Below are 26,190 nucleotides of genomic sequence, written 5' to 3' on the forward strand. Positions count from 1 at the left end.
AGGCTGACGGAGAGCGTCAGCCGAGGCCGGCAGAGCCCTCGTCGTCGCCCGGGCGGCTCGCGAGGAACTTCTCGAGCTCGGCGGCGATGGAGTCGGCGCTCGGCACCTGCCCGTCGAGGCCGATGAGCGGCGACGGCAGCGGGTTGCCCTCCATGTAGGTGTCGTGGCGCTCCTCGAGCGTCTGCACGAGACGCGACAGCTCCTGGTTGCCCTGGACCTGCTCGTCGACCTTGGTCAGGAACTCGCGCCCCTCCTCGCGGAGGCGGTCGGTCGGGAAGATGAGGCCGGTCGCGGCACTGATGCTCGACAGGGCCGTGACGGCGGCGTCGGGGTACTCGGTGTCGGCGAGGTAGTGCGGCACCAGAAGGACGAACCCGGCCGTCGGGTGACCCGTCTCGGCGAGGCGGTACTCGACCAGGTGCAGGCCGTTCGCCGGCGCCTGCGTGGTGGGCTTCCAGACCGAGAGGCTCTCGATGAGGTCGACGCGGTTGCCCGACACCGTCACCCCGAGGGGCCGCGTGTGCGGCACCGGCATCGGGATCGCGTGCACCCACGTCGTGGTGGCGACCTCGTAGCGCTCGACGAGGTCGAGGATCGCACTCGAGAACTGGTTCCAGCGGAAGTCGGGCTCGAAGCCCGACAGGAGGAGGAACGGCTGGCCGATCTCGTCGCGCATCAGGCTCAGGGTGAGGGTCTGCGCCCGGTAGTCGGAGATGTGGTCTTGATCGAACGTGATGATGGGCCGCCTGGCCCGGTAGTCGAGCAGGATGTCGGCGTCGAAGGTCGCGACGATCTCGCCCTCGAGGGTCTCGAGCATGTACTGCGACAGCTGGCCCACGGCGGTGCCGGCATCGGCGAAGCCGGTGAGACCGGCGACCAGCGGGAGGCCGGTGGGGACGCCCTCCGCGCCGGGAGAGAGTTCGTAGAGGTCACGTGGGTCGGCCATGCCTCAATGCTAGGCACGGCCGGACGACGGCACGCCCCGGTGCGAGATGCTGACAGCGAACAAGTCGCCCGTGCCTGGATACGATCGAGAGCATGACTGTCCCCGCGCTCTCCGTGTCCGCCGACCTGCCCGAATCCGCCGTCCTCGTCGTCGGGGTCGTCCCCGCCGAGGGCGACGCGAAGCCCTCGCTCCTCTGGGAGGCGCCCGACCTCGAGGCGACCCTCACCGACATCGGCGTGAGCGGCGGCCGCGACGAGCTCACGAGGCTCCCCCTCTCGGTTCTCGGCGGCGCCGCCGACTCCGCCGGAGGCGCCACCTCCGTGGCGCTCATCGGCCTGGGCGGCGAGCCGAGCGTCGAGACCCTCCGCTACGCCGCAGGATCCGCGGCCCGTCAGCTCGCGGGAGCACAGCGCATCGCGCTCACCCTCCCCGTGACCGACGGCGACGAGGCCCTCGCCGTCCTCGAGGGCGCGGCCATCGGCGCCTACTCGTTCGACACGTACCGCCGGGCCACGGCGGACGACGCGCGGAAGCCGGTCGAGGAGGTCGTCCTCGTGACGGGGACGAGCATCCTGCCGGCCGTCGTCGAGCGCGCGGCCGCCACCGCGACCGCCGTGCACACGGTGCGCGACCTGGTCGCGACTCCCCCGATCGACCTGTCGCCCGAGGTCCTCGCCGACGAGGCAGTCCGACTCTCCGCCTCGCGCGACGTCACCGTCACGGTCCTCGCGGGCGACGAGCTCGCCGCGGGCGGCTACGGCGGGATCATCGGCGTCGGGCAGGGCTCGGCGCGGCCTCCGCGCCTGGTCAAGGTGCAGTACGCGCCCGCCGGAGCCGAGAAGCACCTGGCGCTGGTCGGCAAGGGCATCACCTACGACACCGGCGGGCTGTCGCTGAAGCCCGCGGGGAGCATGGTCGGCATGAAGTACGACATGACCGGTGCCGCCACCGTCCTGGCCGTCGCCCTCGCCGCCGCCGACCTCGCGCTGCCGGTCAAGGTGACCGCGTGGCTCTGCGTCTCCGAGAACATGCTCGGCGCCGACCCGATCCGACCCGACGACGTCCTGACCATCAAGAACGGCACGACCGTCGAGGTGACCAACACCGACGCCGAGGGCCGCCTCGTCCTCGCCGACGGGCTGTCGGCCGCGAGCGAGGAGCAGCCCGACGCGATCGTCGACGTCGCCACGCTCACCGGTGCGCAGGTCGTCGCCCTCGGCACGCGCTACGTCGGGGTCATGGGCACCGACGACTTCGCTCCGCGGGTCGTCGAGGCCGCCGATCACGCCGCCGAGCCGTTCTGGCGGGTGCCTCTCGCTCCCGAGCTGCGGGCCCGCCTCAAGTCGGACGTCGCCGACCTCGTGAACGCGACCCCGGGCAACACGGCCGCCGGGATGCTGCTCGCGGGCGTCTTCCTGAAGGAGTTCGTGGGCAAGAAGGCGGGCACCGAGGAGCTCATCCCCTGGGCCCACCTCGACATCGCCGGCCCGAGCGAGAACAAGGCCGGAGGCTACGGCTTCACGACCAAGGGGCCGACCGGCATCACGGTCCGCACCCTGATCGACCTCGCCGCCTCGTTCTGACGCTGGAGCCCCGGGCCGCCCTGACCGACCTGACAGAGTCGGCCAGGGCGGCGTACTAGGGTAGTGGAGGCGGGAAAATCCGCCGGAGAAGGGCTGCCAGGCCCATTCGCGTTCCGCTCCGACTCGACTGCGACCCAGACGAACCGGGCGGCGTGAGAGGTTCTGCAGCCGCGTCCGAACGCACGAAGGAGTTGCTGGGTGTCGGAACAGAATTTTGACGTGGTGGTGCTCGGCGGCGGGAGCGGCGGATACGCCGCAGCGATCCGCGCCAGCGAGCTGGGCTTCTCGGTCGCCGTGATCGAGAAAGACAAGGTCGGCGGCACCTGCCTCCACCGCGGCTGCATCCCCACCAAGGCGCTCCTCCACGCGGCCGAGGTCGCGGACGTCTCGCGCGAGTCGTCGAAGTACGGCGTCAGCACCGACTTCCACGGCGTCGAGATCGCGAGCGTGACCACCTACCGCCGCGACATCGTCGAGCACAAGTACAAGGGCCTGCAGAGCCTCCTCAAGGCGCGCAAGATCACCACGATCACCGGCTCCGGCCGCCTGACCTCCCCGTCGACGGTCCAGGTCGGCGACGACACGATCACCGGCAAGAACATCATCCTGGCGACCGGCTCCTACTCGCGGAGCCTCCCGGGCCTGGCCATCGGCGGACGCGTCATCACGAGCGAGCACGCTCTCGAGCTCGACTACATCCCCGAGCGCGCCATCATCCTGGGCGGCGGCGTCATCGGCGTCGAGTTCGCCAGTGTCTGGAAGTCGTTCGGCGTCGACGTCACGATCATCGAGGCGCTCCCCCACCTCGTCCCCAACGAGGAGGAGTCGATCTCCAAGTCGTTCGAGCGGGCCTTCCGCAAGCGCGGCATCAACTTCAACCTCGGCACCCGCTTCCAGGGCGTCGAGCAGAGCGACCACGGCGTCGTCGTCACCCTCGAAGACGGCAAGACGTTCGAGGGCGACATCCTGCTCGTGGCCGTGGGCCGCGGCCCGGTCACTGCAGACCTCGGCTACGAGGAGGTCGGCGTCACCATGGACCGCGGCTTCGTCATCACGAACGAGCGCCTCGCCACCAGTGTCCAGGGCGTCTACGCCGTCGGCGACATCGTCCCGGGGCTGCAGCTGGCGCACCGCTCGTTCCAGCAGGGCATCTTCGTCGCCGAAGAGATCGCGGGCCTCTCGCCGATCGTGATCGAAGACGCGAACATCCCCAAGGTGACCTACTCCGACCCCGAGGTCGCCTCCGTCGGGCTCACCTCCGCCAAGGCCATCGAGAAGTACGGCGCCGAGAAGATCTCGGCGTACGACTACAACCTCGCCGGCAATGGCAAGTCATCGATTCTCGGCACCGCAGGCTCCGTCAAGGTCGTGCGCGTCGTCGACGGCCCGGTCGTCGGCATCCACATGATCGGCGCCCGCGTCGGCGAGCTCGTCGGCGAGGCGCAGCTCACCGTCAACTGGGAGGCCTACCCCGAAGACGTCGCATCGCTCATCCACGCGCACCCCACGCAGAACGAGGCCCTCGGCGAGGCGATGCTCGCTCTGGCGGGCAAACCGCTCCACGCCATGTAGTCGTCCTGCCGCACCGAGTCGCTGTAGCAAAGTCCCTAGATCAGAACTGCAAGAAGGAGTTCCACTGATGAGCGAATCCGTCAACCTCCCGGCACTCGGTGAGAGTGTCACCGAGGGCACGGTCACCCGCTGGTTGAAGAATGTCGGAGACCGGGTGGAGGTCGACGAGCCGCTGCTCGAGGTCTCGACCGACAAGGTCGACACCGAGATCCCTTCGCCCGTCGCGGGAGTCGTCGAGGAGATCCTCGTCGCCGAAGACGAGACCGTCGAGGTCGGCACGCCCCTGGTGAAGATCGGTGACGGCAGCGGCGCCGGCGCCCCTGCCGACTCGGCCCCCGAGGCCGAGGCACCCGGCACCGGCCCCGCCTCGCCCGAGGCCGACCACCCCGCCTCCGAGGATTCCGGCGAGTCGTCCGAGGGCTACGAGGGCCCCGCGCCGACCGACGAGGCCGCGACCGCCGAGGGCTCCGACCAGGGCTCCGGCGACCAGAGCTCGGACGAGTCCGACGACGAGGCTGGCGAGATCGTGCCGTCCGACGCCGCTCCCGCTCCCGGCGAGAAGGCCGACGCCGCTCCCATCGCGCCGCCGACCGACGTCGACCCGGCCCCTGCTGCTGCTGCGACGGCTGCTCCGGCCCCCGCTGCCGCTGCTCCGGCCCCCGCTGCCGCTGCTCCGGCCGCCGCTGCTCCGGCCGCGACTGCTGCCGCCGCACCCGCCGCTCCCGCGCCGGCTGCCGCCGCTCCTGCGGCGCCGTCGACCGGCGCTCCCGTCGGCTACGTCACCCCGCTCGTGCGCAAGCTCGCCAACGAGAAGGGCATCGACCTCTCGACCCTCACCGGCAGCGGCGTGGGTGGCCGCATCCGCAAGGAGGACGTCCTGGCAGCTGCCGAGGCCGCCTCGAAGGCCGCTGCAGCGACCCCGGCCGCTGCGGCTCCGGCTGCCTCCTCGTCCTACCAGCCGCTCCCCGTCTCCGAGCTCCGCGGCACGACCGTCCCGATGACCCGCCTCCGCAAGGTGGTGGCTCAGCGCGCCGTAGAGTCGATGCAGCAGACCGCCCAGCTCACCAGCGTCGTCGAGGTCGACGTCACGAAGGTCGCCGCGTTCCGCGACTCCGTGAAGGCCGACTTCGTCGCCAAGACGGGCAACAAGCTGTCGTTCCTGCCGTTCTTCACGCTCGCGGCGGCGGAGGCCCTCCAGGCCTACCCGAAGCTGAACGCGACCGTCGACGGCGACTCGATCGTCTACCCCGACACCGAGAACATCAGCATGGCGGTCGACACCGAGCGCGGTCTGCTGACGCCCGTCATCAAGAACGCCGCGTCGCTCGACCTCGCCGGGCTGGCCGCCTCGATCGCCGACCTCGCCGGCCGGACCCGCGACAACAAGCTGACCCCCGACGAGCTCTCCGGCGGCACGTTCACGGTGACCAACACGGGTTCGCGCGGCGCGCTGTTCGACACCCCGGTCGTCTTCCTGCCGCAGGTCGCCATCCTCGGCACCGGCATCGTCGTCAAGAAGCCCGTCGTCATCACCGCTGACGGCTCCGAGTCGATCGCGATCCGCTCGATGGTCTACCTGGCCCTCTCGTACGACCACCGCATCGTCGACGGTGCCGACGCCGCTCGCTTCCTGGTGGCCGTCAAGAACCGCCTCGAGGGCGGCGACTTCCAGGGCAAGCTCGGCATCTGAGTCACCCGGGGGGTCCGCTCCGCGAGACCGTCCGAACACGCCAACCGGCCTCTGTCCTCGTCACGAGGACGGAGGCCGGTTCGTCGTCTGCGTGACCGGCAGCCGCGTAGAGCACAGCCCCGCCAAGCCGGTTCACGACCGAGCGGACTTCGACGGGCACCGGGAGGTCGGCGAGGAGCGCAGGATCGTCGACGGCGGCGGTGTCCGCAAGCAGTGCAGGAGACTCCGGCTCGTCCACTCCCGCGAGGCACTCGGAGTCGAGCGCCTCGAGGCAGGCCGCCCGAAGGCGGAGGAGCACGCGCGCTGCGCCGTCCGCGTCGTCGCCCGCGAGGACGGCGGCGGTCTCGGCCTCGCGGTCGGCGGTTGGAAAGGCAGCCGGAGAGGTCGCAGGAGAGGCAGCCGGACTGGTCGCCGCGCGGGCTCCTCCGCCCGCCGACGTCGATACCGACGCTGAAGCCGAGACCGATGCGGTGGCGGCATCGGGCGGGCTGGAGCTCGGTGCTCCTACGACGATCAGCCCGACGACGGACGAGACGACCAGCGCGGCGGCGCCCGCCCACACCCGAGGCCGCGTCTGCCGGAGGGCTGCGAGGGTGCTGGCGGCGAGGGTGCTGGCAGCGAGGGCGCCGGCAGTGAGACGGCGCACCGGCGTCGTCAGGGCGGCGGGGGCCGGGCTGCCACCGGACCCCGCAGGCTCGGGCTCGGGGTGAGCGGGGGGATCCTGCGCGCCCTCGAGGGGAGCCGGCTCGTCGAGCTCGAAGACGACCTCCAGGAGCTCGTCGATCGACGCCTCCGCCTCGCAGAGGGTCTCGAGGATCCTCCGGCTGCCCGCCCTGCCGCCGTGGGTCGCGGCGAGCACCTCGTCGACGAGGGCTCGAGCCGTGGCCGCGGGCTCGAGCAGGCGCGGGTCGTCGAGGCCGACGACGCGGAGCGAGGTGAGCAAGGGTGCACCGCGGTCGTCGAACAGGATGTCGTCGAGGCCGGTCGCCGCGGTCAGCCGCACGCGCGGGTCGAGTCCGCGGCGCTCCAGGTGGAGGAGGGCGAGCAGGATCGGCGCCACCAGCGTGACGGCCTCCCCCGCCGTGATGACGCGGCGCCGAGCCAGCAGAGCCTGCGCGGTCGTCGTCCCGAGCCGCGGCAGCAGGACTCCGACGCCCCGCGAGCCGAGGTCGACCAGGCCGGCCAGTCGGACGACGTGCTCGTGCTGAGCCGTCGCGAGGGCGACGCCGAGCGCCAGCGCCTCGGCGGTCGCGCCGCTCCCCCGGTAGAGCTTGACCACCAGGGGCTCCGTCGGGTCGTCGGCGGCCGGGCGCCACTCGAAGACGTCGGCCCGGGGTCCGCTCGCGAGGAGGTCGCCCGGGGCGCCGGGAGGTGTCGGTGGGATCGGCATGGGCTGATCCTGCGCCTCTCGATGCCCGAGCCCTTCGACGCCCGCCGGCCGCTGTGGAGGGATGCAGCACCGAGCGTCCCTGGGGAGGAGCGCCGCGGTGCCTCGGAGCCCGTATCCTAGTCAGCATGGCACGCAGCAAGTCCTCTGAGAGCGCAGCTCCCTCGTCCGCGACGTCCGCGTCGAAACCCGCGAAGGAGCCCGGTCGCATCAAGCAGATGTACCAGGTCTTCAACATGACCCGCCGGTACGACAAGATGGCGATCTGGTGGATGCTCGCCGCCTTCCTCGTGCCCGTCCTGCTCGGTGTCCTGCTCGCCTTCCTGCTCGGCGGCGGCAACGTCCTGAGCTTCATCCTCTACATCGTCGTCGGCGTCATGGCCGGCATCCTGGTGTTCATGATCGTGCTCGGCCGCCTCGCGGAGCGCGCCGCCTACTCGCAGATCGAGGGCCAGCCCGGTGCCGTCGGAGCCGTCTTCAAGAGCGGCCTCCGTCGTCAGTGGCGCGCCAGCGAGATGCCCGTCGCCGTCAACGGCCGCAGCCAGGCCGCCGTCTACCGCGCCGTCGGCCGACCCGGCATCGTCCTCGTGACCGAGGGCACCAAGGGTCAGACGCAGAAGATCGTCGACGAGGAGCGCCGGAAGGTCCAGCGCATCACGCCCGGCGTCCCCGTCACGGTGCTCGCGGTCGGGCCCGACGCCGACGCGATCCCGCTGCACAAGCTCGCGCGCAACATGAACAAGGGCAAGAAGGCCATCGGTCGCGACGAGATCCTCGCCGTCAGCAACCGCCTCGAGTCGCTCGGCCAGAACAAGCTGCCGATCCCCAAGGGCGTCGACCCGATGCGGGTCCGCCCCGGCCGGCCGCGCTGATCCTGACGCGAACACACGAATCCGCCCTCTCGCTTCTGCGAAAGGGCGGATTCCGTGTCTGCGGGGTCGAGCGGCCGACTAGATGCGGACCAGGATCGACGCGATCGCGCGGTCGTGAAGCCCGCGCTGATCCTGGTCGTAGATGACCGCGGGGATCACGAGGCAGATGAGCACCGTCCGGACGATCGGCTTCCAGACGCCGATGTAGCCTCCCGCCAGGGGCACCAGGCGGAGGCGAAGGACGATGTGCCCGATGCTGCCCCCGATCGTGACGAGGAACACGATCTGCATGACCGCGAAGACCCCGAGCGTCGCGAACGAGTTGTAGTGGAAGAACGTGATCGAGATGACGACGGCGAGGAGCCAGTCGATGAGGAGGGCCGCGATCCGGCGCCCGAACCTGGCCATCGACCGCGGACCGCTCTCGGGGAGGCCCAGGTCGTGACCGGGCCACGGGCTCTTCGGCTTCGATTCACCCGGGAGGGGCGGAGGGGCGCTCGACATGGTCACGAGCCTACCGACGGCCGATCGGTGCCCCCTGCGCGGGTCACGCGTAACAACCCGGAAACATCCGCGACACTGGGGGGAAACGGGTTCTCAATAGCCTCATCACTGGAGGCGTCCCGCTTTCGCCCACGTTCCACGCCCATTGGAGAGACCTCGCGTATGTTCAAAGATTCTTCCGAGGTGCTGAAGTTCATCAAGGACACTGACGTCAAGTTCCTTGATATTCGATTCACCGACCTGCCCGGTGTCCAGCAGCACTTCAACATCCCCGCATCCACGGTCGACGAGGAGTTCTTCTCGGTCGGTCAGCTGTTCGACGGCTCCTCGATCCGCGGGTTCGCGTCGATCCACGAGTCCGACATGCAGCTCATCCCAGACGTCACCACGGGCTACGTCGACCCCTTCCGCGCCGAGCGGACCCTCATCCTGGTCTTCGACATCTTCAACCCGCGCAACGGCGAGCTCTACTCGCGCGACCCGCGTCAGGTCGCCAAGAAGGCCGAGCGCTACGTCGCCTCCACCGGAATCGCCGACACGGCGTTCTTCGCCCCCGAGGCCGAGTTCTACATCTTCGACGACGTCCGCTACGACGTGAAGCAGAACGGCTCGTTCTACTCGGTCGACTCCGAGGAGGGCGCCTGGAACACCGGCCGCGCCGAAGAGGGCGGAAACCTCGCCAACAAGACCGCGTACAAGGGCGGCTACTTCCCGGTCTCGCCCGTCGACAAGACGGCCGACCTCCGCGACGACATCAGCCTCAAGCTGATCGAGTCGGGCCTCGAGCTCGAGCGCGCGCACCACGAGGTGGGCACCGGCGGTCAGCAGGAGATCAACTACAAGTTCGACACGATGGTCCACGCGGCCGACGACATCCTGAAGTTCAAGTACATCGTCAAGAACACGGCCGAGCAGTGGGGCAAGGTCGCGACCTTCATGCCGAAGCCCCTCTTCGGCGACAACGGCTCGGGCATGCACACCCACCAGTCGCTCTGGAGCGACGGCAAGCCCCTCTTCTACGACGAGAACGGCTACGGCGGTCTCTCCGACCTCGCCCGCTGGTACATCGGCGGCCTGCTCAAGCACGCCCCCGCCGTCCTGGCGTTCACGAACCCGTCGATCAACTCGTACCACCGCCTGATCCCGGGCTTCGAGGCCCCCGTCAACCTGGTGTACTCGGCCGGAAACCGCTCCGCTGCCATCCGCATCCCGATCACCGGCACGAACCCGAAGGCCAAGCGCATCGAGTTCCGCGTCCCCGACGCGGCGTCGAACCCCTACCTGGCGTTCGCCGCGCAGCTGATGGCCGGCCTCGACGGCATCCAGAACCGCATCGAGCCGCACGAGCCCGTCGACAAAGACCTCTACGAGCTCCCGCCCGAAGAGGCCAAGAACATCCCGCAGGTGCCGGCATCGCTCGAGGCCGCCCTGCTGGCGCTCGAGGCCGACCACGAGTTCCTGACCAAGGGCAACGTCTTCACCGAAGACCTCATCGAGACCTGGATCGCGTACAAGCGCGAGAAGGAGATCCTGCCCATGGCGCAGCGTCCGCACCCGTTCGAGTTCGAGATGTACTTCGGCGTGTAGTCAGCGCCCCCGCTAAACCCTCGGGTTCGGCTCGCGCGGTGGTCCTAGGACCACCGTGGCGGCCGGACCCGAGGGTTTTGTCGTGCGAGCCTCCGCTCCACAGGGCGGGGCAGCCGCGCGGCCGTCCACAGGGGCGCAGGATCAGGGCTCGCTGCGGGATGAGGACGGCCAGGGTCGACCCATGCACGCCACAGCCACCTCCCGCACAGCCGACTTCGTCACGACGGGCCTCGACGACAGGTCCCTTCGTCGTCTCGGTGCGTCCGGCGTGCTCGTCCGCGTGGTCCGCGGCGTCTATCTCCCCTCCCCTGTCTGGGAGGCCCTGAGCGAGCGGGAGCGGTCCGTCACCCGCATCGTCGCGGTCGTCGAACGCCTCACGACGAAAGTCACCGTGTCGCACTGGTCGGCGGCCGCGATCTGGGGCTTCCCCGTCCCCGACGCCTGGCCGAGAGACGTCCAGGTCATCGACGAGAAGCGCGCGACGAGCAATCGCATCGCCACCCTCCACCGGCGTCCGGGCCGCGCGACCGGCGACGAACACGTGCGCTGGAACGACCTCTGGGTCACGAGTCCGGCGCGGACGGCCGTCGACCTCGCGCTGATCTCCCCCTTCGACGTGGCAGTGCTGGTCTTCGACCACGTGCTCGCATCGACCGGCGGTGACAAGTCGGACCTGCACGCGATCCTGCTCCGGTCGCCATCTGCGCGCAGGATCCGCTCCGCCACCGCCGCTCTCGAGTTCGCCGACGGCTCCTCGGCCTCGCCCGGCGAGTCGTTCAGCCGAGTGTCGATGGCGAGTCGCGGACTCCCTGCCCCCGAACTGCAGAAGGCGTTCTCGGACGCGCAGGGGCTGATCGGGGTCGTCGACTTCTGGTGGCCGCTGGTCGGCGTGGTGGGCGAGTTCGACGGAGCCTGGAAGTACTCCGACCCGAGGTTCCGCCAGGGGCGGAGCGCGGCGGGCGTCGTCGTGGACGAGAAACGGCGCGAGGCCCGGCTGCGGGCCCATCCCGACGTCCGCGACGTGGTCCGCTGGGACTACGCGGTGGCGCGCGACCCCGACGAGCTGGCTCGGCGGCTGTGGGCTGCCGGCGTGCCGCGGCTAAACCCTCGCCTCCGGCCGCCGCGGTGGTCCTAGGACCACCGTGGGAGCCGAACGCGAGGGTTTAGCGAGCGCTGGAGCGGCGCAGGCGCGACACGCGAGGTCAGGCGGGCAGAGCCGAGCCCTCGAGCACACGGCGCTGGCGGGCGACGACGCGACCGCCGAGCGGACGCACCTCCCAGCCCGCGGCCGACCACACCTCGGTGTCGAGCGCGTTGCGCGCGTCGAGCACCACGGGGTTCGCCGCGAGCTCGGCGAGGTGCGTGGGGTCTGCGTTCACGAAGACGGGCCACTCCGTGAGCAGCAGGACCACGTCGGCGTCCGTCACGGCCTCGTCGAGGCTGTCGGCGAACGAGAGCGTCGGGAAGCTGCGCTGAGCCGTCTCGGACGCCTCGGGGTCGACCACGAGCACCTGGGCGCCGCGGAGGTGGAGCGCCGCAGCGACGTTCAGGGCCGGCGAGTCGCGGACGTCGTCTGTGTCGGGCTTGAAGGCGGCCCCCAGGATCGCCAGCTTTCGGTTGAGCACGGAGCCCCCGCACGCGTCGATCGCCTGGTCGATCACGCGCTGGCGCTGCAGCATGTTGATCTCGTCGACCTCCTGCATGAGCCCCACGACGCGGCCTGCGCCGAGCTCGTTGGCCCGCGACATGAGGGCGCGGATGTCCTTCGGGAGGCAGCCGCCGCCGAAGCCGAGCCCGGCGTTCAGGAACTTGCGGCCGATCCGGTCGTCGTGCCCGAGAGCGTCGGCGAGCACGCGGACGTCGGCGCCGGCGACCTCGCAGAGCTCGGAGATCGCGTTGATGAACGAGATCTTCGTCGCGAGGAACGCGTTGGCCGACACCTTGACGAGCTCGGCGGTGGCGAGGTCGCACGAGATGACGGGCGTGCCGGTCGCGATCGGCGCCGCGTAGACCTGGCGCAGGATCGCCTCGCTGGTGGCGTCGGTCCCGCCGAACACGATGCGGTCGGGCCGCAGGGTGTCTTCGACGGCGTGGGCCTCGCGGAGGAACTCGGGGTTCCAGACGACCTGGGTCTCGATCCCCTCGGGCTTCGCGTCGGCGACGAGCTTGCGGAGGCGTGCCGCGGTCCCGACCGGGACGGTCGACTTGCCGACGATGATGCCGTCGTGGCTGAGCGACTCGGCGACGGCCTTGGTGGCCGCCTCGACGTAGCTGAGGTTGGCGGCGTGGCTCCCCCGGCGCTGCGGGGTGCCGACGCAGATGAAGTGGACGTCGCTGGTCGCGACGGCGTCGGCGAGGTCGCTCGTGAAGCGCAGGCGGCCGGAGGCGACGTGCTCCACGATCAGCTCGGGCAGGCCCGGCTCGAAGAACGGCACGCGGCCGGCGCTCAGCGCCTCGACCTTCGACGGGTCGGTGTCGACGCCGATGACGTCGAAGCCCATCTCGGCCATGGCGGCAGCGTGAGTGGCGCCGAGGTAGCCGGTGCCGATGACGCTGATGCGGGGCTTGAGTGCGGTGCCGTGGTCGAGGGCCGCGGGATCCTGCGATTTCTTTGACGTGGTCATGAGTGTCTCCAGTCGTGGTGGGAGAAGCGGGGTGAGGCCGTTACGAGGCCGGTGTGACCGGCCGCAGGGCGTAGTCGATGTCGGTCCGGCTGATGCCGGTCGCGAACGCCTGCAGGGCAGTCGCGGTGGAGTTCAGACGCCAGTCGTTGGTGACGAGCTGGCCGTTGAGGGTGGTCGTGACCGTGAGGCTGAACCACGAGAAGCCGATGATGTCCTTGTTCTCGGGGGCTGCCAGCGCGTTGAACAGGTTGGTGATCCAGCCGGCCTTGAGGCCGCCGCCCTCCGTCGCTCCGACCTCCGCCAGGAAGATGGGCTTGTCTGCGATCTGACGCAGGATCGAGAGGGTGTCGCCGAACGTGTCAGCGAACGACCCGTCCTGCGGCCCGTCGCCCGAGGGGCGTTCGTAGCCCGACATCCCGATCCAGTCGACGTACTCGTCGCCCGGGTAGAGCGAGGCGTTGTACTCGAGGGTCTTGTGCGTCTTGGTCAGGTTGTTGATGCGGTTCGGCGCCCAGATCCAGTTGACGTACTCGTTCGCCCCCTCGCCGGCGAACACGTCGTGGACGTGCTGCCACATCAGCTTGTACTGACCGGCGCTGTTGCCGTTGACCGAGTTGCCGTGACCGTCGTCCTCCGACCAGGGGTACCAGGTCGCGTTCATCTCCTGGTCGAGGCGGATGCCGACGGGCTGGCCGTTGGTGACGATCGCGTCGGCGTACTTCTTCAGGTAGGCGTCGAAGTCGCCCTTGATGATGTTGCCGAGCGAGTACTCGGGCTGGTCGGGCTGGTTGTTGCCCGCTGTCGACGACTGCGACTCCCAGGTGATGATCGGCAGGTCGCCCTTGGCCCAGGAGCGCTGGACGGCGTCCGCCCGGAAGTCCTGGTCCCAGCCCTGGAAGTAGCCGGCGCTGTTCGGCTGCTCGCCGACCTTCTTGGTGACGTCGTCGAACTCCGACCAGCTGAACGGCGACTGGGCCGTGTAGAGCCCGAAGTAGCGCGAGGTCGGGTTCTTGATCGAGGCGAGGGTGGGCGTGGAGGGGACGACCGGTCCGGTCGGGGCGCCGCCCGTGCCGCCGCCGGAGCCGTCACCAGAGCCGCTGCCAGAGCCGGACCCGGTGCCAGCGCCCGTGCCCGTGCCCGTGCCGGTGCCGCCCGTGCCGGTGCCGGTGCCGCCGGAGCCGCCCGCAGCCGAGCCGTCGCCGGCCGGGAAGTCGCCGTTGGTGCTTCCGCCGCCGAGGGTGGACCCGCCGCCGTCGCTCGCCGTGAAGGCCGACTTCGTGGCGCCCGCGTCGGCCTGCGCCTTCAGCGAGGACGCCTTGCCGGTCGCGGTCGCCGCCTCGGACTTCGCCGTGGCGAGCTGCGACTCGAGCGCCTTCGCCTTGCCGAGAGCCGCCTGGAGCTGCTTCTGCTGCTCCGCCAGCTGTGCGGACTGGTCGTTCACCTGCGACTTGGTCGAGACCAGCTGCGTGAGGAGGCTGGCGCGGTCGTTCTTGAGCGCCATCGATCCTGCGATCGGCTTCACCACGTCGGTGACCGCGTGACGGACCACGTTGTCGGTGGGCGACATCCACACCAGCCACGAGATGAGCGCGAGGAGCACCACGATGGCGGTCGCGCCCAGCGCGGAACGGCGGGAGTTCTTCTTGCCGGTGGTCCACCAGGCGGTGCCGGTGCTGAGGGGCGTGATCATGGTCGAGCCATGACCGGAGGGCGAGGTGAGGTCAGACAATGAAGAGGGCCTCCAGGACGAGGATCACGGCACCGATGAGGTACGGCCATCCGGCTTTCGGGTTCAGGCGGCGCCGCGCGGGCACCTGGGTCTTGGGCGTGGCTGCGACCGCGGTCTTCGCCTCGCGACGGCTCTTGACGAGGACGGTCCCGGACTCGGGGTTCTCGGGGGTGCCGAAGTCGAAGAGCGTGTCGACGGAGGGTTGCCCCGGCGTGTCGGTGAACTGGGCCTCGAGGGCGTCGAGGGGCGTCTCCATCCGCTGTTCGCGGCTCTCGACCTCCTCCGCGACCTCCTCGGTCACGACGCCGCCCGTGTAGGCACCGGCCCTGGTCCCCCAGCCGGCCGAGTGGCCCATGCGGAAGAAGCCGATGATTCGGATGGGCATCAGGAAGAACGTCGACACGATGATGAAGACGGGCAGGCGGATGAAGTCGCCGGGCTTTTCAGAGAGGTGCCGCATCTGCCGGATCGCCATGCTGAGCACCGACGAGGCCACCATCAGGGCGACGATCGCCAGGACGCCGGAGCGGAAGCCGTATTCGTGCAGGATACCGGTGTACAGGTTGGTCCCCTGGCCGGTGAGCCCGTTGTAGATCCAGCCGCCGACGACTCCGAGGAGGACGAACGGCAGGATGATGTCCATCGCGAAGAAGAACGCGAGCATCGGGGCGTGCCCGAGCATCCAGGGCATCATGCGGAGGGTGTTGTACTGGCTGCCGCGAGCCCAGCGGAGCTGCTGCTTGAAGAGCTTCTTGATCTTCAGCGGAGCATCCGTGTAGACGAGGCTCGTGTACTGGTAGACGGTGCGGTAGCCCTCTTTGAGCGTGAGGTTGGTGAGCGTGCGGTCGTCGCTGACCTCGAGGAACACGCCCATGAACTTCTCGGTCATGAACTTGTCCATGACCCGCACCAGGATCTCGCGACGGAAGGCGATCGTCCGGCCCGGGAGGCAGCCGATCTGCCCCAGGACGCTCTGCGCCGGCATCGAGTAGAGCGCGCGGCTGTTCTCCAGCCAGTCTGCCCAGCGCGTGATCCAGCTGCGCTCCGGCTCCAGGATGCGCTGGCGGGTGGTGACGCCGCCGACGTTGGCCTGCGCGAACGGCTTCACGAGCTCGCTGAGCGTGCCGGGAGTCCAGACGGTGTCGGAGTCGACGAGGACGGTGATGTCGCCCTTCGACAGCTCGGTGCCGATCATGACCGCGTTCCGCTTGCCGGGGATCGGTGTGTGCGTCCACTGCACCAGGGGCGCGAAGTCCTCGCAGATCGCCTGGAGCGCCGGGTTCGGGGCGCCGTTGATGACGACGATGATCTCGTCGGGCCCCTGCTCCACCATGCGGCCGATCACGTCGCGGAAGAGGTCTTCCGGCTCGTCGACCACGGGCACGACGACGCTCGTCGTACCCGTGTAGGTGCCGGTGAAGGGCCGGTAGCTGCGCGAGATCACGACCTTGATGATCCAGAGGACCCAGATCATGATCGAGTACACGCTGAAGAGGTAGACCTCAGGGTGACCGTTGACTTCGTGACGGATTTGGAGAATGAACGTTAACACGATTGCCGCCTGCGGGGAGGGTAGAAGTGGTGGCTTCCGCGTCTTTGGGGAATCGGGCGTTCGGGGTGTTCCAATTTGTAGTCGATGACGAAGGGGCTCACAAGACGACCCCCGCTCTGGGGAGGAGTTCCCAGGAGTGGGGTACGTGCTTGTCCTCCTCTCGGTGTCGTGCGAAATGCCGACCGGGGGTGACGCTCAGACTCCATGCCGATACGTGTACCCCGAATGGTCCGGCACCGGTGTCTCTGAGTAGTCCTCATGAGCTGCAGAATTGCTGATCAGGAGCCAGAATATTCGTGATCGGTGCGGCGTGGCGATCCTGACCCCCATTTCGCGGGACACCTCCTGCGCCCCGCCCGTCACAGCGCTCCTCGTCACGCGGCCGTAACCTGGCGGACACGCGGCGAGGGGTACAGACGACGATTTCGGGGGACGACAGATTCTTCTGCCGCCGATTTGCGAACCGGATCGTTCTTGGGCGTGTCGCGAGCCGCTCTCAGTCGGCCGGGCGCTTTGCCTGCCGCCTCAACCGGTGGGCTCGGGCGACTTCTCGATCCCGTAGAAGCCGGCCTCGAACACGTGGCGGGCGCGCCGGGTGGTCGCGAGATAGTCCTCTTCGAGCTGCGTGGCGGATCCTGGCGGGTATTCGAGGAGGCGCGCGACGGCCTCGAGCTGGCGCCGGTCGGCCGGGAGCACGTCGGACGTGCGCGACGTCCAGAGCATGACGGCGGAGCGGGCGCGCGAGGCGATGATCCAGGCGTCGCGCAGCCGGCCGGCGTCCGCCTCCGTCACGAGGCCGGCGCCGACGGCGGCGTCGAGGGCTCCCAGCGTCGACGGGGTCCGGAGACCGGGCACCCGCGCGGCGTGCTGCAGCTGCAGCAGCTGCACGAACCACTCGACGTCGCTGAGAGACCCCCGACCGAGCTTCAGGTGCCGCGTCGGGTCCGCCCCCTTTGGCAGACGCTCCGACTCGACGCGGGCCTTGATGCGCTTCACCTCGCGGACGTCCTGCTCGGACAGGTGCTCGGGGTACCGGACGGTGTCGGCGAGGCGCTCGAAGTCGCCGAGGAGCGCAGGATCCCCCACCGCTCCCCGCGCCCGCAGCAGCGCCTGGGCCTCCCAGGTCAGTGCCCACCGGGCGTAGTAGGCCGCGTACGCGTCGAGGGAGCGCACGACGGGGCCGTTCTTGCCCTCGGGCCGGAGGTCGGCGTCGAGGTCGAGCGGCATGAGGGGGTCCTCGGTGAAGCGGTGGAGCGCCGCCACGATCTGGGTGGCCCGAGACTGGGCGGTCGGATCGGCAGGATCGGCAGGACGGTAGACGTAGAGGACGTCGGCGTCCGACGCGAAGCCGAGCTCCTGACCGCCGTACCGTCCGAGCGCGATCACTCCGAACTCGAGGCCGTCCCCCCTGCCGTCCCGTCGCGCCAGCGCGAGCGCGCCCGCGATCGTCGTGGTCGTCACATCGGAGAGGCCCGTGCCGAGCTCGTCGACGGTGACGACTCCGACGATGGCGCCGAGGGCGATGCGCAGGATCTCGCGGCGCCGGCTCCCCCGGAGCACCTGCGCCGCTACCGCAACATCGTCGTGCCTCGCCACGGTCGCGCGCATCTCGTCGGCGAGGACCTCGAAGCTCCTCGGGCGGAGATCGTCGTCGTCCTCCAGCCAGGACGCCGCCTCGGGGATGCGCTCCAGCAGGTCGGCCACGAACCGGGACGACGAGAGGACGGTCGTGAGGCGCTGCGCCGCGCCCGAGGAGTCGCGGAGCATCCGGAGGAACCAGTACGACTCCCCCAGTCCGTCGCTCAGCCGTCGGAACGCCAGCAGCCCCAGGTCGGGATCGGTGCCGTCGGCGAACCACTGCAGCATGGCCGGCAGCAGGTGCCGCTGGATGCTCGCCCGCCTGGAGACGCCGCTCGTCATCGCGGCGATGTGCGCCAGCGCGCCACGGGGATCGCGGAACCCGATGGCCTGCAGCCGGGCGACGGCCGATCCTGTGGTCAGGGCCAGCTCCTTGTCGGGGCGTCGCGCCACGGCCGTCAGGAGGGGGCGGTAGAAGAGCCGCTCGTGCAGGCTGCGGACCCGGCGCTTGATTGCGTGCCAGTGGTCGACGAGCTCGGTGGCCGACGGAGCGAGGCCGGTGGCGCGGGCGAGGAAGCGGAGCTCCTCCTCGCCGGTCGGCATCAGGTGCGTGCGGCGGAGGCGCGACAGCTGGATGCGGTGCTCGAGGAGCCGGAGCTCGCGGTAGTCGCGGTCGAACTCCGTCGCCTCGGCGCGGCCGACGTAGCCCTCCCGGACGAGGGCGCCCAGGGCGCCGAGCGTCGACCGCTGCCGGATCTCGGGGTCGGCCTGACCGTGCACGAGCTGCAGCAGCTGGATCGTGAACTCGATGTCGCGGAGCCCTCCCGGGCCGAGCTTCAGCTGCCGGTCGACCTGGTCGGCGGGGATGTGCGCGGTGACGCGCTCGCGCATCCGCTGCACCGACTCGACGAAGTTCTCGGCCTCGGCGACCGACCAGACCATCGGTGCGAGCCGCTCGACGTACTCGTCGCCGAGCTCCCGGTCGCCCGCGATCGGTCGCGCCTTGAGGAGCGCCTGGAACTCCCACGGCTTCGCCCAGCGCTCGTAGTAGGCGATGTGCGACGACAGCGTGCGGACCAGCGCGCCGTTCTTGCCCTCGGGGCGGAGGTTCGCGTCGACCTCCCAGAGGGGCTCCTCGGGGCCGATGTCGGAGAGCACGCGCGTGGCGTGCACGGCGAGCCGCGTCGCGATCTCGACGGCGCGCGCAGGATCGAGGCCCTCCCGGGCCTCCGCGACGAAGATCACGTCGACGTCGCTCAGGTAGTTGAGCTCGCGCGCTCCCGTCTTGCCCATGGCGATGATCGCGAGGCGCGTCGAGGCGATCTCGTCGGCGTCGAAGGAGACCTCACGGCGTGCGACGTCGAGGGCTGCCTCGAGGGCGGCACCGGCGAGATCGGCGAGGGCCGCGGCGACCACGTCGAGGCCGGCCACAGGATCGTAGAGGCCGAGATCGTAGGCGGCGAGCGACACGAGGTGCTCCCGGTACGCGACGCGGAGTGCGAGCCGCGCGTCGTCGCCCTTCCTGCCGTCCACCGCCTCGAGGAGGTCGCGCTCGTAGTCGTCCTGGTGCGGGACGGTCCAGACCTTGCGACGGAGGACCCGGAGGGCCTCCGGTCGCCGGAGGAAGAACTCGGCGAGGCCCTCGGACGCCCCGAGCACCAGCATGAGCCGGTCGCCGGGACGCTCGTCGGTCTTCGTCGGACTCGGGTCGCTCGTGGCGGCGAGGAGCTCGCCGACCTGGTCGGGTGCGCGCTCGAGCAGGCGCGCGAGCCGGATCAGCGCGTGATCGGGGTCGGCGCTCTGCGAGAGGGCCGGCAGGAACGACTCGACGAGCGGCTGAGAGTCGCGGAGCTGGTCGAGGAGATCGCGACTGGCGCGGAGGTCGGCGAACCCGTACCGCGCCAGATCGGTCAGAGCTGTCGCGGAGCGGGGCATGAGGGTCGGCGGAGCCCGGGCTACAGCATCTCGAGGTTGGAGCGGAGTTCGAACGGCGTCACCTGGGCGCGGTACTCCTTCCACTCCTGGCGCTTGTTCTTGAGGACGTAGTTGAACACGTGCTCGCCGAGCGTCTCGGCGACCAGCTCGGAGTCCTCCATCAGCGACAGGGCGTGGTCGAGGCTCGCCGGCAGCTGGTTGTAGCCGAGGGCGCGCCGCTCGGCGTCGTTCAGGCTCCAGACGTTGTCCTCCGCCTCGGCGGGGAGCTCGTAGCCCTCCTCGATGCCCTTGAGCCCGGCGGCCAGGAGGAGCGAGAACGCCAGGTAGGGGTTCGCCGCGGAGTCGATCGCGCGGTACTCGACACGGCTGGACTGGCCCTTGTTCGGCTTGTAGAGCGGCACGCGCACCAGGGCGGACCGGTTGTTGTGGCCCCAGGTGACGAAGCTCGGGGCCTCGTCGCCGCCCCAGAGGCGCTTGTAGCTGTTGACGAACTGGTTCGTCACCGCCGTGATCTCGGGCGCGTGGCGGAGGAGGCCGGCGATGAACTGGCGGCCGATCTTCGACAGCTGGTATTCCGCCCCGGCCTCGTAGAACGCGTTCGCGTCGCCCTCGAAGAGCGACAGGTGCGTGTGCATGCCCGACCCCGGCTGGCCCTGGAGGGGCTTCGGCATGAACGTCGCGTAGACGCCCTGCTCGATCGCGACCTCTTTGACCACGGTGCGGAAGGTCATGATGTTGTCGGCCATCGTCAGCGCGTCGGCGTAGCGGAGGTCGATCTCGTTCTGGCCGGGGCCGGCCTCGTGGTGGCTGAACTCGACCGAGATGCCGAGGTCTTCGAGCATGCGCACCGAGCGGCGGCGGAAGTCGTGGGCGGTGCCGCCCGGGACGTTGTCGAAGTAGCCGGCCTGGTCGACGGGCTCGGGGCCGTTCTTGCCGAACTTCGACGACTTGAGCAGGTAGAACTCGACCTCGGGGTGCGTGTAGAAGGTGAAGCCGCGGTCGCCGGCCCGGGCGAGGGTGCGCTTCAGCACGTTGCGGGGGTCGGCGACGCCGGGCGCCCCGTCGGGGGTCGCGATGTCGCAGAACATGCGGGCGGTCGGGTCTTCGGTGCCGCGCCACGGCAGGATCTGGAACGTGGTCGGGTCGGGGTGCACCAGCACGTCGGCCTCGAACGAGCGGGTGAGCCCCTCGATCGCCGAGCCGTCGATGCCGACGCCCTCGGCGAAGGCCCCCTCGACCTCGGCGGGCGCGATGGCGACGGACTTGAGCGTGCCGATCACGTCGGTGAACCAGAGCCGGATGAACTTGATGCCCCGCTCTTCGATAGTGCGAAGAACGAAGTCGGTTTGCTTGTCCATTCAGACCCTCTCTACTCCCTGAGTAGGCTAGTGGCTATGCCCCGACTCCGCTTGGCGCTCGCACAGACGAACCCCGTCGTCGGAGACCTCGCGGGCAACGCCGAGCAGCTGCTCGAGGCGGCCCGCGCAGCGCGCGCCGCGGGTGCCGACCTCCTCGCCACCGGCGAGATGAGCCTCACCGGCTACCCCATCGAAGACCTGGCTTCGAGGCCGAGCTTCCTGGTCGCCAGCCGCCGGGCGGTCGAGGCGCTGGCCGTGCGGCTCGAGAGCGAGGGGCTCGGCGATCTGCCCGTCGTGGTCGGCCACCCCGACGGCCCCTTCGAGCCCCGCCTCCTCGACACGTCGAACGCTCCGACGGCCATCGCGAAGAACTGCGCGAGCGTCCTGCAGGGCGGGCGTGTCGTGACGACGACGGCCAAGTACCACCTGCCGAACTACTCCGTCTTCGACGAGTACCGGGTCTTCATCCCCGGTGAAGAGCTGCTCGTCGTCCGCGTCCGCGGCGTCGACGTGGCGCTCATCGTCTGCGAAGACCTCTGGCGCGACGGCGGGCCGGTCGGTCGCGTCCTCGACGCCGGGGCGGGCCTCCTGCTGGTCGTCAACGCCAGCCCGTTCGTGGCCGGCAAAGACGAGGTGCGGCTCCCCCTGGTGACCCGCCGCGCGACGGAGAACGACACGATCGTCGCCTACGTCAACATCGTCGGCGGGCAGGACGACCTGCTCTTCGACGGCGACAGCGTCGTGGTCGACGGCGGGGGCCGGATCCTGGGCAGGGCGCCCCAGTGGCGAGAGCACCTGCTCACGCTCGACCTCGATCCGCAGGCGTCGTCGGGGGCCGAGCTGCCGGAGGGGATCCGGCGGGTCGACGTCGAGTCGCGCGCGTTCGGCACCTACGACGCGCTGCCGCCCGACATCGCCGTCCTGCCCGACGAGCGCGAGCAGCTCTGGAACGCCCTCGTCGTCGGCACCCGCGACTACGTCGAGAAGAACGGCTTCCGCTCGGTGATCCTCGGGCTCTCCGGCGGCATCGACTCGGCGGTCTGCGCCGCGATCGCAGCTGACGCGATCGGGGCCGACCGCGTGTTCGGCGTGTCGATGCCCTCGCAGTGGTCGTCCGACCACTCCCGGTCCGACGCCGACGACGTCGCCGAGCGCATCGGGGTGCGCTACTCCGTCGAGCCGATCGCCGATCTCGTCGAGCCGTTCGAGCGCCAGCTCCACCTGACCGGGCTGGCAGCCGAGAACGTCCAGGCCAGGGCGCGCGCCCTCATCCTGATGGGGCTCTCGAATCTCGACGGTCACCTCGTGCTGACGACCGGCAACAAGACCGAGCTGTCGGTCGGGTACTCCACGATCTACGGCGACTCGGTGGGCGGGTTCGCGCCGATCAAGGACGTCCCGAAGACGATGGTCTGGGAGCTGGCCCGCTGGCGGAACGCCTCCGCCGAGGCGCGGGGCGAGCGGGGGCCGATCCCGGAGAACTCGATCACCAAGCCGCCGTCGGCCGAGCTGCGGCCTGGCCAGGTCGACGAAGACACCCTGCCGCCGTACGAGGTGCTCGACGGGATCCTCGACGCGTACATCACGAGGTCGCTCGGCGCGGCCGACGTGGTGGCCCTCGGCTACGACGCCGACGTGGTCGCCGAGGTGACGCGGCTGGTCGACCGCTCCGAGTGGAAGCGGCGCCAGGGGGCGATCGGGCCGAAGATCTCGGGGATGGCCTTCGGACGCGACCGGCGGCTGCCGATCACGTACCGGCCGACCGTGTTCTGAGGCTCTCGGCGCAGGTCAGGCTCTCGTGACACGCAGTCCGGCCCGAGTCACGCGTCGTGCGGCGTGACCCGGGCCGGAATGCGTGTCGGGAGACCGCCTCAGTCGCGCTCGGCCTCCTCGGCCGCCCACTTCTCGCTGTTGGCCTTGATGCGCTCCATCGCGTGCTCGGCCTCCTCGCGCGTCGCGTAGGGCCCGGCACGGTCGACGGCGGGCGAGACCATGCCCTCCTCGACCTGGTGCGTCTTCGTGTTGAACCAGAACTCCTGCTCGTTGTCAGCCATGACGGCAGCCTACCCACGCCGCCCTCACGACGGACCGAGCGTCCGGCGGCCCCTAAGCTGGTGGACATGTCCCGGGATGAACACGGTCACCTGACCCCGGGCCGGATCTCGCCGCAGCGTCCGGTCCCCGCGTCGATCGCTCGTCCGGAGTACGTCGGCAGGGTCGCGCCCGCCCCCTACGACGGCGGCGACGTCTACGATCCTGCGACCGTCGACGCGATCAGGCGCAGCAGCAGGATCGCGGCCGACGCCATCACCGCCGTCGGAGCCGCCATCCGGCCGGGCATCACGACCGACCAGCTCGACGTCGTCGCGCACGACTACGTCACCTCGCACGGCGCCTACCCGTCGACCCTCGGCTACCGCGGCTACCCGAAGTCGGTCTGCACCTCGGTCAACGAGGTGATCTGCCACGGCATCCCCGACGACACGGTGCTCCAGGACGGAGACGTCGTCAACATCGACATCACCGCCTTCCAGGAGGGCGTCCACGGCGACACCAACCGCACCTTCGTGGTCGGAGAGGCGTCGCAGGACGCCGTCGACCTCGTCGAGCGCACCCGCGAGGCCCTGAACCGCGGCATCAAGGCGGTGGCCCCGGGCCGCCAGGTCAACGTGATCGGCCGCGCTATCGAGGTCTACGCCAAGCGCTTCGGCTACGGGGTCGTCCGCGACTACACCGGGCACGGGGTCGGGCGCGCGTTCCACAGCGGGCTGATCATCCCCCACTACGACGCCCCGCAGTACACCGACGTGATGGAGCCCGGCATGGTCTTCACCATCGAGCCCATGCTGACCCTCGGCGGCATCGACGCCGACATCTGGGACGACGACTGGACCGTCACCACCCGCGACCACTCCCTCACCGCCCAGTTCGAGCACACGCTGGTCGTGACCGAGCGCGGCGCCGAGGTCCTGACCACCTACTGATCCTGCGGGGCGGCTTCTCGGCCGACCTCGACCCAACGAGAGAGGCACACCCATGGCAACCAAGGCAGTGGGAATCGACATCGGCGGCACCGGAATCAAGGGAGCCATCGTCGACGTCGACAGCGGCGAGCTGATCACCGACCGGATCAAGAAGGCCACCCCCGAGGGCGGCGAGCCCGACGCGATCGTCGCGGTCGTGAAGCAGATCGTCGAGGAGCTCGGCGACGACGCGAACGACCTGCACGTCGGCGTGTGCTTCCCGGCGGCGATCATGGACGGCAAGACGCTGTCGGCTGCCAACGTGTCGAAGAAGTGGATCGACTTCGAGGCCGAGAAGCTGTTCGAGACCACCCTCGGCAAGGCGATCCACTTCGTCAACGACGCCGACGCCGCCGGCTACGCCGAGGCCCGCTACGGCGCAGCCAAGGGCGTCGACGGCCTCGTGATCATGACCACCCTCGGGACCGGCATCGGCACGGCCCTCCTCCACGACGGCACCCTGATCGTCAACGCCGAGCTCGGACACCTCGAGATCGAGGGCAAGGACTACGAGACGAAGGCCTCGTTCGCCGCCAAGGAGCGCGACGACCTGTCGTGGAAGCACTGGGCCAAGCGCCTGCAGAAGTACTACTCGCACCTCGAGGCGCTGCTCTACCCGCGGCTGATCATCGTCGGCGGCGGGGTGTCGAAGCACTACCAGGAGTTCCTGCCGCTGCTCGACCTGCGCGCCGAGATCGTGCCCGCGAAGCTCCGCAACAACGCGGGGATCCTCGGTGCTGCGGCGCTGGCGTCGGAGTCGAAGCCCGCGTTCTAGGCGGCCTGCGCGGCTGCGGGCCTCGTGGCGCGCGCCGCGGTGCCGCCCTACGTTGGGCGGACTGAGCACCCTGCCGCGGCGCCGTGCCGTGTCCGCGAGACGTTGCGCGGCAGCGGGCCTCGTCGGGCAGCAGCGGGCCCGGGCGGGCAGCAGCGGGCCTCGTCGGGGTCGGCGCCCGGGCGGGCCAGCCGGGCGGGGCGAATGGGCCGACTGCTACGCCGGGTTCTGTCCGGGTGTCGTGCGAGCACGACACCGTGGACGGCCATCTATCTCGGCGCTGCGTTGCCGCAGCGCTCCAGCGGTCTACCCGAGGACTCAGCGAGCCGCCTCGAACGTCCTCTGTCTGACCTTGCTCCGGGCGAGGTTTACCTAGCCGGTCGGTCACCCGAACCGCTGGTGGTCTCTTACACCACCGTTTCACCCTTACCGCGAGCCCCGGAGGGCCCGTGGCGGTCTGCTCTCTGTTGCACTGTCTCGCGGGTTGCCCCGGGTGGGTGTTACCCACCGCCCTGCTCTGTGGAGCCCGGACGTTCCTCGGCACGACCCCGAGGGGCCGCGACGCGACCGTCTTGTCGACCCATTCGCGAGGATCAGCCTACCGTCTGTGCGGCTCGCGCTCGGGCACGGGGGCGCCAGCGCCGCCTTCAGCGGAAACGCGCCTAGATTCCCGACTCGTCGGTGCGCACCAGGATCGCCTGGCTGTCGGGGCAGAGCAGGACGTCGTCGGGGGCTGCCGACCGGACGGTCGCGAGGTCGTTCCCGGTCAGCTCGACGCCGCTGGCGCTCGAGACGCGCGCCCGGAGGTGCGACGCGCCGACGCCGTAGCGCTCGCGCTGCCGCTCGTAGAGGGCGAGCAGCTCGGTGGGGACGCGGCCGGCGATCGTCTCGCGGTTCGCCACGGCGTGAGTGCGCTCCGACTCGACGTCTCGGAGCGAGACATCGCGGGCCGCGTCGAGCTCGGACCGCTTGGCGGCGAGAGCGTCGAGCTCCCCCTGCGTCGAGGCGACGACGGCACCGGAGGACTCGACGCGGTCCATCACGTCGAGCTGCACGTCTTCGAGGGCGCTCTGACGGGTGGCGAGGGCCTGCAGCTCCTGCTCGAGGGCCTGGATGTCCTTCTGCGACGAGCTGTTCTGCAGGCGGTCGCGGTCGCGCGCGACACGGGCCTCGACGATGGCGACGTCGGACTCGATGCGGGCGAGCTCTCGGCGGGCGTCCTCGGCGGCGCCCTCCTCGGTGGTGAGGCGCACTCGGAGCGCGGCGACCTGCTTGTCGAGTTCGGCGAGAGCCTGGTTCTCGGGGAGCTGGCGGCCGCGGTGCGCGAGCTGCTGCAGGCTCGTGTCGAGCTGCTGGAGGTCGAGCAGGAGTGCCTGGTCGGCGGGACTGGCTTTCAGGGGCATGGTGGTCTCACTCGGTCGGGGCGCACCGCAGGATCGAGGCGCGAGGGCTGGGTGCGCGGAGCGCTGAGGCGGAAG

19 protein-coding genes and 1 other RNA gene are annotated in these 26,190 nt (G+C 70.2%); 9 read left to right on the plus strand and 11 right to left on the minus strand.

Annotated features, from left to right (window positions below; translation table 11 throughout):
* Window positions 1-16: 16 nt before the first annotated feature.
* Window positions 17-946 (minus strand): proteasome assembly chaperone family protein, encoded by a 930-nt coding sequence (locus ABD733_RS02440; RefSeq protein ID WP_344793447.1) that lies wholly within the window; start codon window positions 944-946, stop codon window positions 17-19.
* Window positions 947-1,038: 92 nt separating this feature from the next.
* On the opposite strand from ABD733_RS02440, the gene ABD733_RS02445 reads away from it, so the two are divergent.
* From ABD733_RS02445 to sucB, 3 genes are all read left to right on the plus strand, one after another.
* Window positions 1,039-2,529, plus strand: a complete 1,491-nt coding sequence (locus ABD733_RS02445) for a leucyl aminopeptidase (RefSeq protein ID WP_344793448.1) — start codon at window positions 1,039-1,041, stop codon at window positions 2,527-2,529.
* Between the two features lie 198 nt (window positions 2,530-2,727).
* Window positions 2,728-4,101, plus strand: a complete 1,374-nt coding sequence (gene lpdA / locus ABD733_RS02450; RefSeq protein WP_344793449.1) for a dihydrolipoyl dehydrogenase — start codon at window positions 2,728-2,730, stop codon at window positions 4,099-4,101.
* Window positions 4,102-4,168: 67 nt separating this feature from the next.
* On the plus strand, window positions 4,169-5,791 hold the full coding sequence (gene sucB / locus ABD733_RS02455; RefSeq protein ID WP_344793450.1) for a 2-oxoglutarate dehydrogenase, E2 component, dihydrolipoamide succinyltransferase: 1,623 nt from the start codon (window positions 4,169-4,171) through the stop codon (window positions 5,789-5,791).
* Between the two features lies 1 nt (window position 5,792).
* On the opposite strand, the gene ABD733_RS02460 is transcribed toward sucB, so the two are convergent.
* Window positions 5,793-7,181, minus strand: coding sequence for a hypothetical protein (locus tag ABD733_RS02460; RefSeq protein WP_344793451.1), 1,389 nt, complete (start codon window positions 7,179-7,181; stop codon window positions 5,793-5,795).
* Window positions 7,182-7,306: 125 nt separating this feature from the next.
* Here ABD733_RS02460 and ABD733_RS02465 point away from each other — a divergent pair, with 125 nt between their 5' ends.
* A complete protein-coding gene (locus tag ABD733_RS02465) occupies window positions 7,307-8,050 on the plus strand; it encodes a DUF4191 domain-containing protein (RefSeq protein ID WP_344793452.1) in 744 nt (247 codons plus the stop codon).
* A gap of 78 nt (window positions 8,051-8,128) precedes the next feature.
* Here the strand turns inward: ABD733_RS02465 and ABD733_RS02470 are convergent, their stop codons facing one another.
* Window positions 8,129-8,554, minus strand: coding sequence for an RDD family protein (locus ABD733_RS02470; protein WP_344793453.1), 426 nt, complete (start codon window positions 8,552-8,554; stop codon window positions 8,129-8,131).
* A gap of 162 nt (window positions 8,555-8,716) precedes the next feature.
* On the opposite strand from ABD733_RS02470, the gene glnA reads away from it, so the two are divergent.
* Window positions 8,717-10,141: a type I glutamate--ammonia ligase gene (gene glnA, locus ABD733_RS02475; protein WP_344793454.1), complete on the plus strand. Its 1,425-nt coding sequence runs from the start codon at window positions 8,717-8,719 to the stop codon at window positions 10,139-10,141.
* 181 nt (window positions 10,142-10,322) lie between these two features.
* Window positions 10,323-11,276, plus strand: coding sequence for a hypothetical protein (locus ABD733_RS02480; RefSeq protein WP_344793455.1), 954 nt, complete (start codon window positions 10,323-10,325; stop codon window positions 11,274-11,276).
* A gap of 67 nt (window positions 11,277-11,343) precedes the next feature.
* Here the strand turns inward: ABD733_RS02480 and ABD733_RS02485 are convergent, their stop codons facing one another.
* The 5 genes from ABD733_RS02485 to ABD733_RS02505 form a co-directional block, all read right to left on the minus strand.
* Window positions 11,344-12,765: a UDP-glucose dehydrogenase family protein gene (locus ABD733_RS02485; RefSeq protein WP_344793456.1), complete on the minus strand. Its 1,422-nt coding sequence runs from the start codon at window positions 12,763-12,765 to the stop codon at window positions 11,344-11,346.
* A 40-nt stretch (window positions 12,766-12,805) separates the two neighbouring features.
* Window positions 12,806-14,494, minus strand: a complete 1,689-nt coding sequence (locus ABD733_RS02490) for a glycosyl hydrolase (protein WP_344793457.1) — start codon at window positions 14,492-14,494, stop codon at window positions 12,806-12,808.
* The gene (locus tag ABD733_RS02495) at window positions 14,487-16,046 is read right to left on the minus strand and encodes a glycosyltransferase (protein ID WP_344793458.1); all 1,560 of its coding nucleotides are present in this window, start codon (window positions 16,044-16,046) and stop codon (window positions 14,487-14,489) included. The genes ABD733_RS02490 and ABD733_RS02495 overlap by 8 nt, the downstream gene beginning before the upstream one ends.
* A 525-nt stretch (window positions 16,047-16,571) precedes the next feature.
* Window positions 16,572-19,559, minus strand: coding sequence for a bifunctional [glutamine synthetase] adenylyltransferase/[glutamine synthetase]-adenylyl-L-tyrosine phosphorylase (locus tag ABD733_RS02500; protein WP_344793459.1), 2,988 nt, complete (start codon window positions 19,557-19,559; stop codon window positions 16,572-16,574).
* A 20-nt stretch (window positions 19,560-19,579) separates the two neighbouring features.
* Entirely contained in the window at window positions 19,580-20,917 is a 1,338-nt protein-coding gene (locus ABD733_RS02505) for a glutamine synthetase family protein (protein ID WP_344793460.1), read from the minus strand.
* A 36-nt stretch (window positions 20,918-20,953) separates the two neighbouring features.
* On the opposite strand from ABD733_RS02505, the gene ABD733_RS02510 reads away from it, so the two are divergent.
* Window positions 20,954-22,690: an NAD+ synthase gene (locus ABD733_RS02510; RefSeq protein ID WP_344793461.1), complete on the plus strand. Its 1,737-nt coding sequence runs from the start codon at window positions 20,954-20,956 to the stop codon at window positions 22,688-22,690.
* A 98-nt stretch (window positions 22,691-22,788) separates the two neighbouring features.
* Here ABD733_RS02510 and ABD733_RS02515 read toward each other — a convergent pair whose 3' ends face one another.
* On the minus strand, window positions 22,789-22,971 hold the full coding sequence (locus ABD733_RS02515) for an SPOR domain-containing protein (protein ID WP_344793462.1): 183 nt from the start codon (window positions 22,969-22,971) through the stop codon (window positions 22,789-22,791).
* A 66-nt stretch (window positions 22,972-23,037) separates the two neighbouring features.
* Between ABD733_RS02515 and map the strand changes: the two genes are divergently transcribed.
* Together map and ppgK are read left to right on the plus strand one after the other, a co-directional pair.
* The gene (map, locus tag ABD733_RS02520; protein ID WP_344793463.1) at window positions 23,038-23,901 is read left to right on the plus strand and encodes a type I methionyl aminopeptidase; all 864 of its coding nucleotides are present in this window, start codon (window positions 23,038-23,040) and stop codon (window positions 23,899-23,901) included.
* A 52-nt stretch (window positions 23,902-23,953) separates the two neighbouring features.
* Window positions 23,954-24,715 carry a polyphosphate--glucose phosphotransferase gene (gene ppgK / locus ABD733_RS02525; protein ID WP_344793464.1) on the plus strand — a complete coding sequence of 254 codons (762 nt, stop codon included), beginning with the start codon at window positions 23,954-23,956 and terminating at the stop codon, window positions 24,713-24,715.
* Window positions 24,716-24,913: 198 nt separating this feature from the next.
* Here ppgK and rnpB read toward each other — a convergent pair.
* Both rnpB and ABD733_RS02535 read right to left on the minus strand, forming a co-directional pair.
* Window positions 24,914-25,295, minus strand: an RNA gene (gene rnpB / locus ABD733_RS02530) — RNase P RNA component class A.
* A gap of 79 nt (window positions 25,296-25,374) precedes the next feature.
* Window positions 25,375-26,115, minus strand: a complete 741-nt coding sequence (locus ABD733_RS02535) for a zinc ribbon domain-containing protein (protein ID WP_344793465.1) — start codon at window positions 26,113-26,115, stop codon at window positions 25,375-25,377.
* Window positions 26,116-26,190 lie beyond the last annotated feature (75 nt).

The sequence above is a fragment of the Frondihabitans peucedani genome, from assembly GCF_039537585.1.
GTDB lineage: Bacteria > Actinomycetota > Actinomycetes > Actinomycetales > Microbacteriaceae > Frondihabitans > Frondihabitans peucedani.